Genomic DNA, 16,693 nt, shown 5'->3' on the forward strand with positions numbered 1-16,693 from the left:
GTGGTGGCAGCCTACTCGGCGACGCGCGCTTCTTCGCCGGCGAGCATCTCGATCACCTGCATGACGCCGGAGTTGTCGTCGCGGCCCATCCCGTTCGCGCACATGCTCTTGTAGAGTTCGTGGGCGAGTTCGGTGAGCGGCATCGGCGCGTCGAAGGACTCGCCGGCGTCGGTGGCGATGCGGAGGTCCTTGTACTGGTAGTCGGCGAAGAAGCCGGGGTCGAAGTCGCCGCGTATCATGTCCGGTGCGCGGTTGTCGAGCGTCCAGCAGCCCGCGGCGCCCCCCGAAATTGCGTCGACGACGGCGTCGAGGTTCGCGCCGGCCTTCTGTGCGAAGACGAGCGCTTCGCTGACGCCGACCATCTGGGCGGCGACGACGATCTGGTTGCAGGCCTTCGTCGTCTGGCCGGCCCCGCTCGGGCCGCAGTGCGTGATCGTCTCGCCCGTCGCCTCGAAGAACTCCATGCAGGCCTCGAAGACGGCGGGGTCACCGCCGACCATGATGGAGAGCGTGGCGTCGATGGCGCCCTCCTCGCCGCCGCTTATCGGCGCGTCGAGCACGTCGACGCCGGCGTCGGCGAGGTCCGCGGCGAGTTCCTCGGTGGCGACGGGGTTGATCGTGGAGTGATCGACGTAGACGTCGCCGTCGTCGAAGCCCGCGAGGAGCCCGTCCTCGCCGTATACGACCGACTCGACGGCGGGCGTGTCGGGGAGGCAGGTGAAGACGACCTCGGCGCGCTCGGCGACGGCGCGGGGGGTGTCCGCGACCGCGCCGCCGTGTGCGGCGAGTTCCTCTTCGGGGTCGTCCGAGCGGTTGTGGCCGACGACGTCGTAGCCGGCGTCGAGGAGGTTGGTCGCCATCGGGAGGCCCATGATGCCGAGACCGACGAAGCCGAGCGTTGGTGCCATGGGGACACGAACGGCGAGCGGGGCCGAAAAACCTCGGTTCAGGCCGGCAGGCTCACGGCCTCGATCCGCTCGCCGTGGCGGGCGTCGTAGAACTCGAGTTCGGAGACGGTCCACGTGACGGGGTCGAAGTCGTGGTCGCGCACGCGTTCGACGGCCGCCGTGTCGCCGTCACGGGCGAGCGTGACGTGGGGGACGTAGTCGTCGCCCTCGATGCCGTCGACCCCCCCGAGGTCGGCGACGAGTCGGCGGTGGACGCGTTCGAGGCCGGGGCTCTCGACGGCGAGGTAGACGAGCGGACCGGGGCCGCGTGCGGGGCGCTCGAAGACGCCGACGTCGGCGACGCGGGCCTCGAAGGCGGGTGCGCCGCGGAGGGCGGCCTTCGCCTCGCGGGCGGCGCGGAGGTACTCGCGGCGGTCGGCGGCGTCGAGGCGCTTGGCGACGAGCGTCGCGTCGCGGGATTCGCGAACGCGCTCGAAGCCGGTGAGGAGCGGGCGGAACTCGCGGAACAGCTCGCGAACGGGGGGCGGAAGGGGGACGCCGACGCTGTACACGCCCCGCCGTTGGCGACGCGCGCGTATCGGCCTTTCCGTCGGCGCGCGACGCCCGAGGCGGAACGGGACGGGACGCGGCGCGGGCCCGTCGTGCCGTGTGATGGCATACTAAACAAGTGTTGCAGAGTCGAAAGCGCTTAATATCGCCACCGGACAAGTGGCGCACAACGATGTCGCGGCTCACCGCTCCCACGCACGTCTTCTCCGGGAGCGGCGCGGCCGGCCGACGGCGACGACGACCGGGGTCCCTTTAGACCCCACCATACCCACTCCCACGGCGTTCGAGGTTCGACCCGCGAACCCCCGCGTATCGTCCACAACTACTCACCAACCACACCACACTACACATGTCCGACACCGAAACCGTCGCGCTCGCCTTCTCGGGCGGGCTCGACACGACCGTCTGCGTCCCGCTGCTGAAAGAGGAGTACGGCTACGACGACGTCATCGGCGTCACCGTCGACGTCGGTCAGCCCGAGGAGGAGTTCGAGGAGGCCTACGAGACCGCCGAGGCGCTCGGCCTCGAACACTACGTCGTCGACGCGCGTGATGAGTTCGCCGAGGTCTGCATGGACGCGGTCGGCGCGAACGCCGACTACGAGGGGTACCCGCTGGGCACCGCGCTCGCGCGCCCCGTCATCGCCAACGCCATCCTCGACGTCGCCGAGGAGCACGGCTGTACGGGCCTCGCGCACGGCTGTACGGGGAAGGGGAACGACCAGCTCCGCTTCGAGGCCGTCTGGCGCGGTACCGACATGGAGGTCATCGCGCCCGTCCGCGAGATGGGGCTCACCCGCGAGTGGGAGATCGAGTACGCCGACGAGAAGGACCTGCCCGTGGAGGCGGGCGATGGCGGCACCTGGAGCATCGACACGAACCTCTGGAGTCGCTCCATCGAGGGCGGCGAGCTGGAGGACCCCGGCTACGTCCCGCCGGAGGACATCTACGAGTGGACGAGCCAGCCGAGCGACGAAACCGAGCTCGTCGAAATCGAGTTCGAGAGCGGCGTGCCGGTCGCCGTGGACGGCGAGGCGATGGAGCCCGTCGCGCTCATCGAGCACCTGAACGAGTTCGCGGGCTCCTACGGCGTCGGTCGCTCCGACCTGATGGAGGACCGCATCCTCGGGCTCAAAGTCCGTGAGAACTACGAGCACCCGGCGGCGACGACGCTGCTCGCGGCCCACGAGGCCCTCGAAGGGCTCGTCCTGACGAAAGACGAGCGCGACTTCAAGGAGACGGTCGACGCGGAGTGGTCCCAGCAGGCCTACGAGGGGCTCCTCGACGCGCCGCTGATGGACTCGCTCGACGCGTTCTTGATGCAGTCGAACGAGAAGGTCACCGGCACGGTCACCATCAAGTTCGAGGGCGGGCAGGCCCGCCCGGTCGCCCGCGAGAGCGAGTACGCGGTCTACTCGGAGGACGCGGCCTCGTTCAACACGGAGACCGTGATGGGCATCGAGCAGGCGGACGCGACGGGCGTGGCGAAGTACCACGGCTTCCAGGCGCGTCTCGCGCGCGACGCCGAGAAGAAGGCGAAGCCCGACCTGGAGGACGAGTAACGATGACCGACGGCGAGGACGAGAGCGGGGGCGAAACGGCGGTGCGCCGCGAGCGCTTCGCGGGCGGGCCCGCCCGGGAGTTCCTCTCCTCGATGGCGTTCGACGACCGGTTGTTCGCCGCCGACCTCGCCGTCGACCGCGCGCACGTCGTGATGCTCGCCGAGCGGGAAATCGTCGACGACGACGACGCGGGCGCGATCCTCGAAGCGCTGGACGACGTCGCGGACGCGGGCTTCGAAGCGCTCCCGGACGGCGAGGACGTCCACGAGGCCATCGAGACCGCGGTCATCGACCGCGTCGGCCCCGAGGGCGGTCGGATGCACACGGCGCGTTCGCGCAACGACGAGGTGGCGACCTGCCTGCGCTACGAGTACCGCGAGACGCTCCTCGACGCGCTCGAAACGACGGTCGCGGCCCGCGAGGCGCTCTGCGAGGTCGCGGAGGCCGAGCGCGAGACGGTGATGCCGGGGTACACGCACCTCCAGCCGGCCCAGCCGACGACGGTCGCGCACTGGGCGCTCTCCTACGAGGCGGCGCTCGCGCGCGACACCGAGCGCCTGCTGGCGGCGTACGCGCGGACGAACCGCTCGCCGCTCGGCGCGGCGGCGTTCGCGGGGACGCCCTTCGAGGTCGACCGGGAGCGCGTCGCGGAGCTGCTCGGCTTCGAGTCGGTGCTCGACAACTCGATGGACGCCGTCTCGACGCGGGACTTCCTCGTCGAGGGCACCGCGGCGTTCGCGGGGCTGGCGACGACGCTCTCGGGACTCGCGGAGGACCTCGTCGTCTACGCGAACAAGGGTCTCGTCGAGCTCGACGACGACTACGCCTCGACGTCGAGCATCATGCCCCAGAAGAAGAACCCGGACACGCTCGAACTCGTCCGCTCGACGGCGGGCGACGCCTACGGGGGCCTCCAAGGTCTACTAACGACGCTGAAGGGGCTACCAAGAGCCTACAACCGCGACCTGCAGAACGCCTCGCCGCACGCGTGGCGCGTCGCGGACGACGTGGTGGAGGCGACGGACGTCGCGGCGGGCGCGGTGGCGACCGCGACGTGGCCGGCCGACGAGCTCGAAGCGGCGGCCGGCGAGGGGTTCTCGACGGCGACGGGCGTCGCGGACCTGCTGGCGATGTGCGGACTGCCGTTCCGGACGGCGCACGAGGTCGTGGCCGAGGCCGCCGAGCGCGGCGCGGACTACGACGCGCTGAACGCGGCCTGCGAGGACGTCCTCGGCGAGGGAATCGATACGTACGCCGACCGGGAGACCGTGGAGGCGACGCTCGACCCGACGGCGAGCGTGGCGTCGCGCGACTCGGCGGGCGGTCCGGCCCCCAAGGCGGTCGCGGAGACGCTCGCGGCGGCGCTCGACGGCTGTGCGACGGACACGGACCGCGTGGGCGGGCTCGCGGCCGACCTGGAGGCCGCGCGGGACGCGCTCGCGGCGGAGGTCACGACGTATGCGTGAGCGACGCGAGCGACGCGTGCGACGAGAACGACGGGAGGGGCCGACGCGACGGCGGGCGTCGGTCCCGATCACACCGCCCCGACGGGGGCGACGACGAACCATACGCCAACTGGGACGTCCCGGTCCCGTTTCGACTCGACGGCGCTTCTCGCGCCGATAGAGTCGGGTCCGCGTTACTGTAACTTTTCTGGTAAGTTCGCCAGCTATAAGGTAGTGCAGGCAGAAATCGGAGTCGTATGACCGAATGCATCCAGTGCGGTGCGGACCTCGACCTGCACGACGACCTGGAAGTCGGCGAGATCGTCGATTGTGGCACGTGTGGCGCGGAGCTCGAAGTGACGGACGACGACCCGGTGACGCTCGAGGAGGCGCCCGAGCTCGCCGAGGACTGGGGGGAATAAGGGAATGACGACGACGCACACGGGGTGGTTCGCGTGAAGGTCGGCCTCCTCTACTCGCGCATCCGGAAGGACGAGAAGCTCCTCCTCGGCGAGCTCCGCGAGCGGGGCCACGACGTCGAGAAGGTCGACGTCCGCAAACAACAGTTCCGCGTGGGGACCCCGCCGGAGGCGCTCGCCGCGTGTGACGTCGTCCTCGATCGGTGTCTGGCGACCTCGCGGAGCAAGTACGCGACGACGTTCTGCGAGTCCTACGGCGTCCCCGTGGTGAACGACCCTTCGACCGCGGACGTCTGCGCCGACAAGGCGAAGACGAGCGTGAAACTCGACGCGGCGGGCGTGCCGACGCCCGCGACGACCGTCGCCTTCGACGTCGACTCCGCCATGGACGCCATCGAGGAGTTCGGCTACCCCTGCGTCATCAAGCCCGTCGTGGGCTCGTGGGGGCGGTTGCTGGCGAAGATCGAGTCGGAGAGCGCCGCCGAGGCCGTCCTCGAACACAAGAAGACGCTCGGACACTACGAGCACTCCGTCTTCTACGTCCAGGAGTTCGTGGAGAAGCCGGGGCGGGACCTGCGCGTCCTCACGCTCGACGGCGAACCCGTCGCGGCGATGGCGCGCTCCTCCGAACACTGGCTGACGAACGCCGCTAAGGGCGCCGAGGTCACCGAGTACGACATCCCCGAGGCGGTCGCGGAACTCGCCCGCGAGGCGAGCGACGCGGTCGGCGGCGGCCTGTTGGGCGTCGACGTCATGGAGACCGGGGACGGCTACACCGTTCCCGAGGTCAACCACACGGTGGAGTTCAAGGCGCTGAACGACGCCGTCGAGACGGACGTCCCCGCGACGGTCGTCGACTGGTTGGAGACGAAAGCTGAGACCGAGAGCGCGGACGCGGAGGTGTCGGCGTGACCACCGCGAGCGTCGTCGGCGGCAGCGGGTTCACCGGCGGTGAGCTCCTCCGGCTCCTCGCGGGCCACCCGGAGTTCGAGATTTCCCAGACGACGAGCCGCGAGTACGCGAACAAGACCGTCGGCTCCGTCCACCCGAACCTCCGGGGGCTCGACCTGCGTTTCGTCGCGCCCGACGGGCTGGAGCCCGTCGACGTCCTCTTCGTCTGCACGCCCCACGGCGTGACGATGGAGCACATCGGGGAGTACCGCGACCTCGCGGACACCGTCGTGGACCTCTCGGCGGACTTCCGCCTGCCCGAGGCGGAGCTCTACGACACGTGGTACGACGGCCACGTCGCGCCGGAACACCTCGCGGACGCGGAGTACGCGCTCCCCGAGCTGAACCGCGAGAACCTCGCCGGTGCGGACCTCATCGCCTCGGGCGGCTGTAACGCCACCTCGACGATTCTCGGCCTGAAGCCGCTCGTGGACGCCGGCATCCTCACGCCCGACGACCAGGTCGTCGTGGACGTCAAGGTGGGCTCCTCGGAGGGCGGCGCGGGCGGCGGCGCGGCGTCCAGCCACCCGGAGCGCTCCGGTGTGGTGCGCCCGTACGCGCCCACGAGCCATCGCCACGAGGCGGAGATCGAGGCCTACCTCGGCCTGCAGGTCTCCTTTACCGTCCACGCGGTCGACATGGTGCGCGGGTCGGCAGCGACCTGCCACGTCTACCCGGAGGAGATGCCGGAGACGAAGGACCTCTGGGGGGCGTATCGAGAGACGTACGACGAGGAGCCGTTCGTCCGCCTCGTCGCTGGCGGTTCGGGGGTGTATCGCTACCCCGAACCGAAGGCCGTCGCGGGGTCGAACTACGCGGAGGTCGGCTTCGAGCGCGACGCGCGCAACGACCGTATCGTCGCGTTCAGCGCCATCGACAACATGATGAAGGGGTCGGCCGGGCAGGCGGTCCACGCGGCGAACGTCGCGCTCGGCCTCACGGAAACGGCGGGGCTCGACTTCTCGGGCCTCCACCCAGTGGGGAGTCCGTAGATGTCGGGCGCGGAGTTCGTCTTCGGCTCGAAGCCCATCGACATCGCGTCGGGCGACGGCGTGACGCTCACGGACGACGAGGGCAACGAGTACCTCGACTTCGGGGCCTCCTACGCCTGCGCGCCGCTCGGCCACTGCCACCCGGACGTCACGGACGCGGTCGCCGAGCAGGCGGCCGAACTGACGTACGTCCAGGGGTCGTACCCCGTGGACGTGCGGACGGGGCTCTACGACCGGCTGGCGGCGCTCGCGCCCGGCGACTGCGAGAAGGTGTGGCTCTCGAACTCCGGGACGGAGGCGAACGAGGCCGCGCTGAAGTTCGCGCGCCACGCGACGGGTCGCTCGAAGCTCGTCGCCACGATGCAGGCCTTCCACGGCCGGACGATGGGCGCGCTCGCGTGCACGTGGAAGGACGAGTACAAGGAGGGCTTCGGCCCGCTCGCCGGCGACGTCGAGTTCGTCCCCTACGGCGACGAGGAGGCGATGAGCGAGGCCGTCGACGACGAGACGGCCGGCGTCATCGTCGAGCCGATACAGGGCGAGGGCGGCGTCAACCCCGCACCGGAGGGCTACCTCCAGCACGTCCGGGACGTCACCGCGGACGCGGGCGCGGCGATGATAGCGGACGAGATTCAGACGGGCGTCGGGCGCACCGGCGACCTCTGGGCGGTCGAGGGCGCGGGCGTCGCGCCCGACATCGTCACGGCCGCGAAGGGCATCGCCAACGGCCTGCCGATGGGCGCGACGATGGTCAAACCGTGGGTCGCGGCGGACGCCGGGAACCACGGCTCGACGTTCTCGGGCGGGCCGGTGCCCTGCGCGGCGGCGAGCGCCACCCTCGAAACGCTCGTCGCGGAGGACGTGCCGGGGAACGCCCGCGACGTGGGCGCGTCGTTCCGCGCGGCGCTCGACGACCTCGCCGCGGAGACGGGCGCGATCCGCGACGTCCGCGGCCGCGGCCTGATGGTCGGCGTCGAGGTGAAGACGGGCGCGAACCCCGTCATCGGCCAGTTGGCGATGAGCCACGGCGTCCTCGCGCTTCCCGCGGGGCGGACCGTCGTGCGCTTCCTCCCGCCGCTGACGGTGACGGAGGAGCACACAGAACGGGTCGTCGAGGGCCTGCGCGACGTCCTATGAGCGCGACGGCACGCCCGCAGGACGAGGCGCGCGACCTGCTCTCCGACCTCGTGGCGACGCCCTCCGTCTCGGGCGACGAGGACGCGGTCGCCGAGCGCCTCGTGGAGTTCTTCGAATCGCACGGCCGCGAGGCGTACCGCGACGACGTCGGGAACGTCCGCGCGCCGGGCGACGACGGCGTCCTCCTCACGAGCCACATGGACACCGTCCCCGGCGACATCGAGGTGCGCGAGGCGGACGGCGAACTCTGGGGTCGCGGGGCCTGCGACGCGAAGGGACCCCTCGCCTCGATGGCGGTCGCGGCCGCGGCGACGGGCGCGAGCTACGTCGGCGTCGTCGGCGAGGAGACGACCTCGCTCGGCGCGCGCCACCTCGTGGAGACCCGCGAGGCGCCCGACGCCGTCATCAACGGCGAGCCCTCCGGCTGGGACGCCGTGACGCTCGGCTATCGCGGGTTCGTGAAGGGCGCGTTCGCGGCGGAGACGCCCTCGGCGCACACCTCGCGGCCGGGGCCGAACGCCCTCGAATACGCGATGGACTGGTGGCACGACGTTGAATCGGCCTTCGAGACGGAGGGCGAGTCGGCGGTGTTCGAGCAGGTGACGACGAAGCCCGTCGGGATGGACGGGGGCGTCACCGACGACGGCCTCGCGTTCGAGTCGGCCGTCGACGCGCAGTTCCGCGTGCCGCCGTCGTGGACCATCGACGAGGTCGCGGAGACGGCGGAGGGGTGTCTCCCGACGTACGTCGGCGAGGAGGCGTCGGTGGGCGTGGAGTGGACGGACTCCATCCCGCCCGTGATGGCGTCGCCGCGGAACGCGGTGGCGGCGGCGCTGCGCGCGGGCGTCCGCGCGGAGGGCGGCGAGACGACGCACCTCCGCAAGACCGGCACGAGCGACATGAACATCTACCACGGGGCGTGGGACTGCCCGATGGCGACCTACGGGCCGGGCGACTCGTCGCTCGACCACGCGCCCGACGAGCGCATCGACCTCGACGAGTACGACCGCGGCGTCGCCGTCCTGACGGCGGCCGCGGAGCGGCTGACAGCATGAACCTCATCGACATCGACGACTTCGACGTCCCGCAGTTGCATCGCGTCCTCGACACCGCCGCGGCGCTGAAGGCGGGCGAGGAGGAGCCACCGGCGAGCCTCGACGGGGCGAGTCTGGGGATGCTCTTCGAGCGTCCGAGCACCCGCACCCGGGTGTCCTTCGAGGTCGGGATGACCGAGCTCGGCGGCCACGCGGTCTTCCTCGGGAAGGACGACATCCAGCTCGGGCGCGGCGAGCCGATCAAGGACACGGCGCGCGCGCTCTCGGGCTACGTCGACGGCGTGATGGCGCGCGTGAAGACCCACGAGGACATGCTCGAACTCGCGGAGTACGCGGACGTCCCCGTGATCAACGGGCTGTCGAGCGAGGCCCACCCCGCACAGACGGTGGCGGACCTCCTCACGATCCGCGAGCACTGCGGCTTCGAGGACACGACGGTCGCGTGGGTCGGCGACGGCAACAACGTCGGCGCGTCGTTCCTCGTCGGCGCGGCGATGGTCGGCCTCGACGTCCGCGCGGCGACGCCCGAGGGGTACGAGTTCAACCCGGACGCCGTCGAGCGCGCGAGCGAGTACGACGGCGAGATCACGGTCGGTCACGACCCGGACGCGGCCGTCGCGGACGCGGACATCGTCTACACGGACGTCTGGGTGAGCATGGGCGAGGAGGAGCGTCGCGAGGAGAAGGTCGCGGACTTCGCGGGGTTCCAGTTGAACGAGGCGCTCCTCTCGAAGACGGACGACGCCGCCGTGATGCACTGTCTGCCCGCCCATCGGGGCGAGGAGATCACGGACGACGTCATGGAGTCGGATCGCGAACTCATCTGGGCGCAGGCGGAGAACCGCCTCCACGGCCAGAAGGGCATCCTCGTCGAGATCCTGTAAGCCGGGTGAGTAACTTATAGCGTTCGAGTGCGTACCCGCGCGGGATGCCCACCGAAGGGGGACGCGTCCGGGACGCGCTCGTGCCGGCCGTCGAACGCCTACCAGAACTGCTGTATCGCGGACCGATGGAGCCCGAACGACCGCTGACGGCCGCGAGTAGCGGCGCGCCGCGGGTGTCCGGCTACGACCGGGCGTCGTTCGAGGACGGCGAGCTCGCGTGGGGGACGGACGTCGTCCACCCCGCCGACCGCGAGACGGCGTGGGCCGCCATCGAGGAGGCCGTCGAGGCGAACGAGTCGTACGACGTGACGTACCGTATCGTCACCGCGGCGGAGGAGACGCGGTGGGTCCGGGACCGCGGCGAGGGACTCGCCGACGGGACGCTCTCGGGGTACGTCGAGGACGTGACGCGACTGAAGCAGCGCGAGGAGCGCCTCGCCGCCGAACTCGACGAGACCTTCGAGCGCGTCTCCGACGCCTTCTTCGCGCTCGACGACGAGTGGCGCTTCACGTACGTCAACGAGCGCGCGGCGGCGCTGTTGGGCCGCGACGTCGACGAGCTCCACGGTGCGGACGTCTGGACGGAGTTCGCGGACGCCGACGCCTTTCGTCGGGAGTACGAGCGCGCGATGGCGACCCAGGAGCGCGTGTCGTTCACGAGCTACTACGAGCCGCTGGACGCCCACTTCGAGGTGAGCGCCTACCCCTCCGAGACCGGCCTCTCGGTCTACTTCCGCGACGTGAGCGAGCGCATCGAGCGCGAACGCCGACTGGAGTGCCACGAGGCCATCGTCGAGACGGTGTGGGACGGCGTTTACGCGGTCGACGAGAACGAGGAGTTCACGCTCGTCAACGAGGCGTACTGCGACCTCCTCGGCGTCGAGCGCGAGGAGGTGCTCGGGAAGTCGGCGGCCGCGGTCGTCGGCGACGGGGTCGCCGGGGCGGCGCGGCGGTTCACCGAGGAGATGCGCGCGGGCGAGCGCGAGGAGGCGACGATCTCGTTCGCCATCGAGCGCGGCGACGGCGAGACGCGACAGGTCGAGGTCCGCTTCGGGCCGTTCGTCGACGGCGGTCGCGTCGGCGTCCTCCGCGACGTCACGGAGCGCCGGCAGCGCCGCCGACAACTCCGCCGGCAGCGCGAGCGCCTGCGCGGCCTGGTCGAGCTCTACGACGTGGCGAGCGACGTCTCGAACGCCGCCGTCGAGCAGACGACGCGGGCGGCCATCGAGGAGCGCGTGGCGAACGGGCTCTGCGGGGGACCGTACGCGAGCGCGTGGGTCGGGCGCTCGACCGGGACGGACGTGACGCGGGTCGCGACAGCGGGGTCGGGTGACGCGCCCGACGCCGACGACTCGCTCGTCCGGACGGCACTGGAGGAGGGCCGGGTCGTCACGACGACCGGGCCGGGCGCGGACGGGACGGGGCGGGCGAGCGCGCGGAGCGACGGCGGCGACGGGACGAGCGCGGGGGCGGTGCCGATCAGCTACGAGGGCGGGACGTACGGCGTGCTCGTGGTGCTCGCGGACCGCCCGGACGCCTTCGGGACGGCGGAGCGGACGGTGCTCGAACGCCTCGGGCAGACGGTCGGGCACGCGTTCGCGGCGCTCGACCGGCGCGCGGCGCTCGTGAGCGACCAGGTCGTGCAAGTGGAGTTCCGTTCGCGCGAGTCGGCCGACCTCGGCGTGCAAAGCGACGCGGGGCGCTTTCGCTTCGAGCGGACGGTGACGACCGGCGACGGCGAGTACGTCCACTACGTCCGCGTCCACGGGCTGGGGCGGGCGGACGCGCTCGCGGCGTTCGCGGACGCGCCGGGGTACGACGGCGCGCGCGTCGTCGAGGACGAGGACGGCGTGTTGGTGGAGGCGCGCACGGCGGACGCGCCGATCACGGCGGCGGTGACGGGCCACGGCGGGCGGCTCCGCACCGTCCGCTTCGGGACGGACGGGGTGCGACTCACCGCGGAGTTCCCGCAGGGCGTGGACCTCCGGACGGCGACGGAGTCGATTCGGGAGGTCCTCCCGGACGCCGAACTCGTCGCGCAGCGCTCGATGTCGCGCGACGACACCGACGCGCCGCGGGCGGACGTCCTCGGGCGGTTGACGGAACGCCAGCGCGCGGCGTTCGAGGCCGCCTACTACGGCGGCTACTTCGAGTGGCCCCGCGACAGCACCGCGGAGGAGCTCGCGGGAGCCATGGGCGTGACCGCGCCGACGTTCCACCAGCACCTGCGCGAGGCCGAGCGGAAGCTCCTCGGCGGATACGTGGAGTAGCGCAGAGGAGCGCGGGAGAGAGCGGGGGAGCAAAGCGGGACGCCGCGAGTGGCGAACGCCGACGTCGCTCACCACCCGGGTCTGCGCGATTCGGCACCGTCGGCGCGCCGGTAGAGGAGGGCGGCGACGACGAGGACCATCGCGCAGGCGGCGAGGAGGACGGGGCGGGCGAGGCCGTCGCGGAGGAGGAGCGTCGCCGCGCCGAGCGCGCCGAGGGCGGCGCAGAGCGCGGCGGCGAGGCGGACGCGCGTGGCTGTCTGCACGGTCGACGTGTTCGGGTGCGCGCACCTAAGCGTTCGGACGGCGCGTCTCCGTCCCCTATATGGTCGTTCGGCTGCCACACCCGATATGGTCGATCTGGAACTCGGCGGCGAGACGCCCGCGGCGGCGACGGACGGCGTCTGGCTGGCGTGCGTGGAGTGTAGCGAGACGGTCGCGCCCTACGACGACGTCGTCTATCGGTGTCCGGACTGCGACGGGCTCCTCGAGGTCCGCTACGCCGACTACCCGACGTTCGAGGACTTCGAGGGGACGGGCGTCTGGCGCTACGCGGACGCGCTCCCGCTCTCGGAGGGCGTCTCGATTCAGGAGGGGAACACCCCGCTGTACACGGTCCCGGGGATCGAGGCGGGCGTGGACGTCGCGGACGTCCGCGTGAAACACGAGGGGATGAACCCGACGGGCGCGTTCAAGGACCGCGGGATGACGGTGGGCGTGAAGGTCGCGGAGCGCCTCGGCGTGGGCCGCCTCGCGTGCGCGTCGACGGGGAACACCTCGGCGGCGCTCGCGTGCTACGGCGCGCGCGCGGACACCGAGGTCCTCGTCCTCCTCCCCGCGGGGAAGGTCGCGGCGGGCAAGATCGCGCAGGCCGCGCTCCACGACGCGCGCATCCTCGAAGTCGACGGCAACTTCGACGCCTGCCTCGACGTCGTCGCCGAGCTCGCCGAGCGCGGCGAGGCCTACCTCCTCAACTCGATCAACCCCTTCCGCCTGGAGGGGCAGAAGACCATCGGCCTCGAAATCCTCGAGCAGTCGCGCGAGGCGACGGGCGAGTGGCCGGACCGGATCGTCCTCCCCGTGGGGAACGCGGGCAACACCGCGGCGCTTTACAAGTGCTTCCGCGAGCTCGTGGCGGCCGGCGCGATGGACGAGTCGGAGATGCCGGCGCTCACGGGCGTGCAGGCCGAGGGCGCGGCGCCGATGGTCGAGGCCGTCCGCGAGGGCGCTGATGAGGTGCGACGCTGGGAGGACGTCGAGACGCGCGCGACGGCGATCCGCATCGGCAACCCCGTGAACGCCCCGAAGGCCCTGCCGGGCATCCGGGCGACGGGCGGCACCGCGGTCGCGGTCTCGGACGAGGAGATCACGGACGCCCAACGCTCGCTCGCGCGCGACGGCGTCGGCGTCGAGCCCGCCTCCGCGGCGTCCGTCGCCGGGCTCCGCAAGCTCAGCGCGGAGGGCGAAATCGGCTCCGACGAACGGGTCGTCTGTCTCACGACCGGCCACCTGCTGAAGGACCCGGACGCGGCGGCCGCGGCCGGCGGCGACACGACGGACGTCCCCGCGGACGCGGACGGCGTGCTCGACGCGCTCTGAGGCAAAAAGCAGCGATAGCCTCGACGGCGGTCGTCGAGGTCTGCGGTCGTCCCTCTCTCTTTCTCGGTGGGCGTCTTCGGCGGTCTACGCGCCGTTCAGTTCGATCTCTTTGATTTCGGTGATGCGGGTGTCGGCTTCGAGTTCCTCGCGGGCGGCCTCGGGGAGGCCCTCGTCGAGGTTGTAGACGGTGAGGGCTTCGCCGCCGTCGTTCTCGCGGGCGTTGAACATCCCGGCGATGTTGACGTCGTGCTCGCCGAGGACGGTCCCGATGAAGCCGATGACGCCGGGTTCGTCGCGGTTGCGCGCGACGAGCATGTGGCCGTGCGGGATGGCGTCGACGCGGTAGCCGTCGATGGAGACGAGGCGCGGGTCCTCGCCGGCGAACAGCGTACCGGAGACGGAGAGCTCCTCGTCGCCGTCGCCGACGGTGACCGTGACGAGGCTCTGGAAGTCCGCGGAGGAGCGGGTCTTCGTCTCCGTGACGTCGATGCCGCGCTCCTCGGCGACGCGCGGGGCGTTGACGGCGTTGACGTTCCACTCCAGGGGCTCGAAGACGCCCTTCTGCGCGCTCGCCGTGATGAGGTCGACGTCCTCGGCGGCGATGTCGCCGGCGTAGGAGACCTCGATTCGCTCGATGCGCTCGCCGAAGAGCTGCGCGGCGACCTTCCCCGCGGTCTCGGTGAGGGCGATGTACGGCTCGATACGCGGGAAGACGGACTCGTCGACAGAGGGCGCGTTCAGCGCGTTGAGGACGGGTTCGTCGTTGAACGCGGCGACGACCTGCTCGGCCGTCGAGACGGCGACGTGCTCCTGGGCGGCCTCCGTGGAAGCGCCGAGGTGGGGCGTGACGACGATGTCGTCGACGTCGAGGAGCTTCGAGTCCTCGGGGAGGGGTTCCTCGGCGAAGACGTCGACCGCGGCGCCCTTCATGACGCCGTCCTGGACGGCGTCGGCGAGGGCGTCCTCGTCGACGACGCCGCCGCGCGCGCAGTTGACGAGGTAGCCGCCTTCGAGGTTGGCGAGGGCGTCCTCGTCGATGAGGCCCTCCGTCTCGGGCGTGAGCGGGACGTGGACGGTGAGGAAGTCCGCGGCGGCGAGACACTCCTCCAGGTCGACGAGGTCCGCGCCGAGCTGGTCGGCGCGCTCCTCGCTGATGTAGGGGTCGTAGGCGACGAGGTCCATGCCGAGGGAGGCGAGCTTCTTCGCCACCTCCTGGCCGACGCGGCCGAGGCCGACGACGCCGAGGGTCTTGCCGTTGACCTCGGTGCCGAGGTAGTCGCTCTTCGCCCACTCGCCGTCCTTCAGGCGGACGTGGGCCTGCGGGATGGAGCGCGCGGCGGCGAACGCCATGGCGACGGTGTGCTCGGCGGCGGCGCGAACGTTGCCCTCGGGGGCGTTGGCGACGATGACGCCGTGTTCGGTCGCGGCGTCGATGTCGATGTTGTCGACGCCGATGCCGGCGCGCCCGACGATGACGAGGTCGGGCGCGGCCTCGAAGACCGCCTCGTTCACGTCGGTTCCGGAGCGAACGATGAGGGCGTTCGCGTCCGAGACGGCGTCGAGGAGGGCGTCGCCCTCGACGTCGTAGGCAGTTTCGACCTCGTGACCCGCCTCGCGGAGGGTGTCGAGGCCGGCGTCCGCGATGGGGTCCGTGACGAGTACCTTCACGTTCGTGGGAAACCCGCGCGGGACATTAACGCTTTTCTCATCGGCGGCGCGTGACGCCGACGGACGCGCCCAATCTGTACACGGACGTGAGTAGTGTGCTCTATATACCGCTCGTGATACCCACGGCCACGCCCCCAACTCATGACCCCTTCGTTTCGGGTGGAACTCGGTGCGCGAACGAAAAACCACTTGGCGGGCGGGGCGCGAACGGGGAGCCATGACGCTGGTCGCGTTCGACTTCGACGGGACGCTCTCGGACTCGGAGATGATGGTGTTGCTCGGCGAGCAGTACGGCGTCGCCGAGGAGATCGAGGAGATAACGACGCGCGCGATGCGCGGCGAACTCTCCTACGCGGAATCGCTCTACGAGCGCGCCGCGCTCTTAGAGGGACTCCCCGAGGCCGAAGCGCGGGCGGCCTACGAGCAGATCTACCTCCGGCCGGGCGCGGCCGACCTCATCGCCGCGCTGAACGACGCCGGTCACACCACCGCCATCCTCACCGGCGGCTTCACGCCCGGCGTCGAGGCCGCCCTCGAACGCGACGGCGCCGAGGTCGACCACGTCGTCGCCAACGAACTCCCCGTCGAAGACGGCCACCTCACCGGCGACGCCGACGGCCCCCTCATCGAGGGGACGAAGGACGAGGCCCTGGAGGCGCTCTGCATGGAGACGAACACCGACATGGACGACACCGTCGCGGTCGGCGACGGCGCGAACGACCTCCCCATGCTCAAGGTCGCCGGCACCGCCGTCGGCTTCGTCCCCAAGCCCGCAGTGCGCCCGCACTGCGACGTCGTCGTCGCCACGATGGACCGCCTCACGCGCGTCTTCGAGGAGGACGGCCTGCTGTAAACGACCTTTTGCTGCGCTCGGGCGCGCTTCGCGCGCCCGGCGCTAGCAAACGCTCGGCCAAAAGCCGTCGTCGGGTGCTTCGCACCCTCCTCGGCCTCGCCTCCGGCGAGCGAATCGGCGACCCTCCGGGCTCTTCGAGCCACTCGGTCGCCGAACGCTATACGTGTGGTTCGTTAGGCCACGGCGAAAAAACGGGACAGACTACGAAAGAGCGTCCGCGCGACGAGCGGCTCGTCAGAGCCCGGTAGTCGGGTGAGAACGTCGTTCTCACTGACCCACACTCGGGCCCGCGGCCCTCGCGTGGATCGTGCGGTTCACTCGCGGCGAAGCCGCGAGGTCCGAAGACCCCCGGGGGTCTGACGGACATTTTGGCCGACCTTTTGCCAGCGCTGACTTCGTCAGCGC

The 16,693-nt window shown here is 71.2% G+C and carries 14 protein-coding genes and 1 pseudogene; 11 read left to right on the plus strand and 4 right to left on the minus strand.

All coding sequences use genetic code 11. The annotated features are described in order from the left end of the window. Window positions 1–11 precede the first annotated feature (11 nt). Together IEX84_RS13000 and IEX84_RS13005 are read right to left on the minus strand one after the other, a co-directional pair. Window positions 12–908: an NAD(P)-dependent oxidoreductase gene (locus IEX84_RS13000; RefSeq protein ID WP_188873000.1), complete on the minus strand. Its 897-nt coding sequence runs from the start codon at window positions 906–908 to the stop codon at window positions 12–14. Window positions 909–946: 38 nt separating this feature from the next. Then, on the minus strand, window positions 947–1,459 hold the full coding sequence (locus IEX84_RS13005; protein WP_188873001.1) for a 2'-5' RNA ligase family protein: 513 nt from the start codon (window positions 1,457–1,459) through the stop codon (window positions 947–949). Window positions 1,460–1,791: 332 nt separating this feature from the next. Between IEX84_RS13005 and IEX84_RS13010 the strand changes: the two are divergent. The 9 genes and pseudogenes from IEX84_RS13010 to IEX84_RS13050 form a co-directional block, all read left to right on the plus strand. Next, window positions 1,792–3,018: pseudogene (locus IEX84_RS13010) on the plus strand (argininosuccinate synthase); the annotation flags it as partial. Window positions 3,019–3,020: 2 nt separating this feature from the next. After that, a complete protein-coding gene (gene argH / locus IEX84_RS13015; RefSeq protein ID WP_188873003.1) occupies window positions 3,021–4,484 on the plus strand; it encodes an argininosuccinate lyase in 1,464 nt (487 codons plus the stop codon). A gap of 236 nt (window positions 4,485–4,720) precedes the next feature. Beyond that, the gene (gene lysW, locus IEX84_RS13020; protein ID WP_188873004.1) at window positions 4,721–4,885 is read left to right on the plus strand and encodes a lysine biosynthesis protein LysW; all 165 of its coding nucleotides are present in this window, start codon (window positions 4,721–4,723) and stop codon (window positions 4,883–4,885) included. A gap of 33 nt (window positions 4,886–4,918) precedes the next feature. Beyond that, the gene (lysX, locus tag IEX84_RS13025) at window positions 4,919–5,794 is read left to right on the plus strand and encodes a lysine biosynthesis protein LysX (RefSeq protein ID WP_188873005.1); all 876 of its coding nucleotides are present in this window, start codon (window positions 4,919–4,921) and stop codon (window positions 5,792–5,794) included. Beyond that, a complete protein-coding gene (argC, locus tag IEX84_RS13030) occupies window positions 5,791–6,825 on the plus strand; it encodes an N-acetyl-gamma-glutamyl-phosphate reductase (protein WP_188873006.1) in 1,035 nt (344 codons plus the stop codon). Before lysX ends, argC begins: the two co-directional genes overlap by 4 nt. Then, the gene (locus tag IEX84_RS13035; protein WP_188873007.1) at window positions 6,826–7,962 is read left to right on the plus strand and encodes an aspartate aminotransferase family protein; all 1,137 of its coding nucleotides are present in this window, start codon (window positions 6,826–6,828) and stop codon (window positions 7,960–7,962) included. It abuts the gene before it with no gap. Then, a complete protein-coding gene (locus tag IEX84_RS13040; protein ID WP_188873008.1) occupies window positions 7,959–9,017 on the plus strand; it encodes a [LysW]-lysine hydrolase in 1,059 nt (352 codons plus the stop codon). The genes IEX84_RS13035 and IEX84_RS13040 overlap by 4 nt, the downstream gene beginning before the upstream one ends. Then, the gene (gene argF / locus IEX84_RS13045; RefSeq protein WP_188873009.1) at window positions 9,014–9,901 is read left to right on the plus strand and encodes an ornithine carbamoyltransferase; all 888 of its coding nucleotides are present in this window, start codon (window positions 9,014–9,016) and stop codon (window positions 9,899–9,901) included. Before IEX84_RS13040 ends, argF begins: the two co-directional genes overlap by 4 nt. Window positions 9,902–9,945: 44 nt before the next feature. After that, the gene (locus tag IEX84_RS13050) at window positions 9,946–12,171 is read left to right on the plus strand and encodes a bacterio-opsin activator domain-containing protein (RefSeq protein WP_188873010.1); all 2,226 of its coding nucleotides are present in this window, start codon (window positions 9,946–9,948) and stop codon (window positions 12,169–12,171) included. A gap of 68 nt (window positions 12,172–12,239) precedes the next feature. Here IEX84_RS13050 and IEX84_RS13055 read toward each other — a convergent pair whose 3' ends face one another. Next, window positions 12,240–12,434 (minus strand): hypothetical protein, encoded by a 195-nt coding sequence (locus IEX84_RS13055; protein WP_188873011.1) that lies wholly within the window; start codon window positions 12,432–12,434, stop codon window positions 12,240–12,242. 85 nt (window positions 12,435–12,519) lie between these two features. Between IEX84_RS13055 and thrC the strand changes: the two genes are divergently transcribed. Continuing rightward, complete coding sequence (thrC, locus tag IEX84_RS13060; protein ID WP_188873012.1) at window positions 12,520–13,767, plus strand: threonine synthase; 1,248 nt, start codon at window positions 12,520–12,522, stop codon at window positions 13,765–13,767. A gap of 84 nt (window positions 13,768–13,851) precedes the next feature. Here the strand turns inward: thrC and serA are convergent, their stop codons facing one another. Continuing rightward, entirely contained in the window at window positions 13,852–15,435 is a 1,584-nt protein-coding gene (gene serA / locus IEX84_RS13065) for a phosphoglycerate dehydrogenase (RefSeq protein ID WP_188873013.1), read from the minus strand. A 217-nt stretch (window positions 15,436–15,652) separates the two neighbouring features. Here serA and serB point away from each other — a divergent pair, with 217 nt between their 5' ends. Next, window positions 15,653–16,288 carry a phosphoserine phosphatase SerB gene (gene serB, locus IEX84_RS13070; protein ID WP_188873014.1) on the plus strand — a complete coding sequence of 212 codons (636 nt, stop codon included), beginning with the start codon at window positions 15,653–15,655 and terminating at the stop codon, window positions 16,286–16,288. The last annotated feature ends 405 nt before the right edge of the window (window positions 16,289–16,693 follow it).

The organism is Halarchaeum rubridurum (assembly GCF_014647115.1).
GTDB lineage: Archaea > Halobacteriota > Halobacteria > Halobacteriales > Halobacteriaceae > Halarchaeum > Halarchaeum rubridurum.

Excerpts from the sequence above, each read along its gene's own strand:
- IEX84_RS13000 (WP_188873000.1), bottom strand. The coding sequence starts at position 908 with ATGGCACCAACGCTCGGCTTCGTCGGTCTCGGCATCATGGGCCTCCCG.
- argH (WP_188873003.1), top strand. The coding sequence starts at position 3,021 with ATGACCGACGGCGAGGACGAGAGCGGGGGCGAAACGGCGGTGCGCCGC.
- lysW (WP_188873004.1), top strand. The coding sequence starts at position 4,721 with ATGACCGAATGCATCCAGTGCGGTGCGGACCTCGACCTGCACGACGAC.
- IEX84_RS13035 (WP_188873007.1), top strand. The coding sequence starts at position 6,826 with ATGTCGGGCGCGGAGTTCGTCTTCGGCTCGAAGCCCATCGACATCGCG.
- IEX84_RS13040 (WP_188873008.1), top strand. The coding sequence starts at position 7,959 with ATGAGCGCGACGGCACGCCCGCAGGACGAGGCGCGCGACCTGCTCTCC.
- argF (WP_188873009.1), top strand. The coding sequence starts at position 9,014 with ATGAACCTCATCGACATCGACGACTTCGACGTCCCGCAGTTGCATCGC.
- IEX84_RS13050 (WP_188873010.1), top strand. The coding sequence starts at position 9,946 with ATGCCCACCGAAGGGGGACGCGTCCGGGACGCGCTCGTGCCGGCCGTC.
- thrC (WP_188873012.1), top strand. The coding sequence starts at position 12,520 with ATGGTCGATCTGGAACTCGGCGGCGAGACGCCCGCGGCGGCGACGGAC.
- serB (WP_188873014.1), top strand. The coding sequence starts at position 15,653 with ATGACGCTGGTCGCGTTCGACTTCGACGGGACGCTCTCGGACTCGGAG.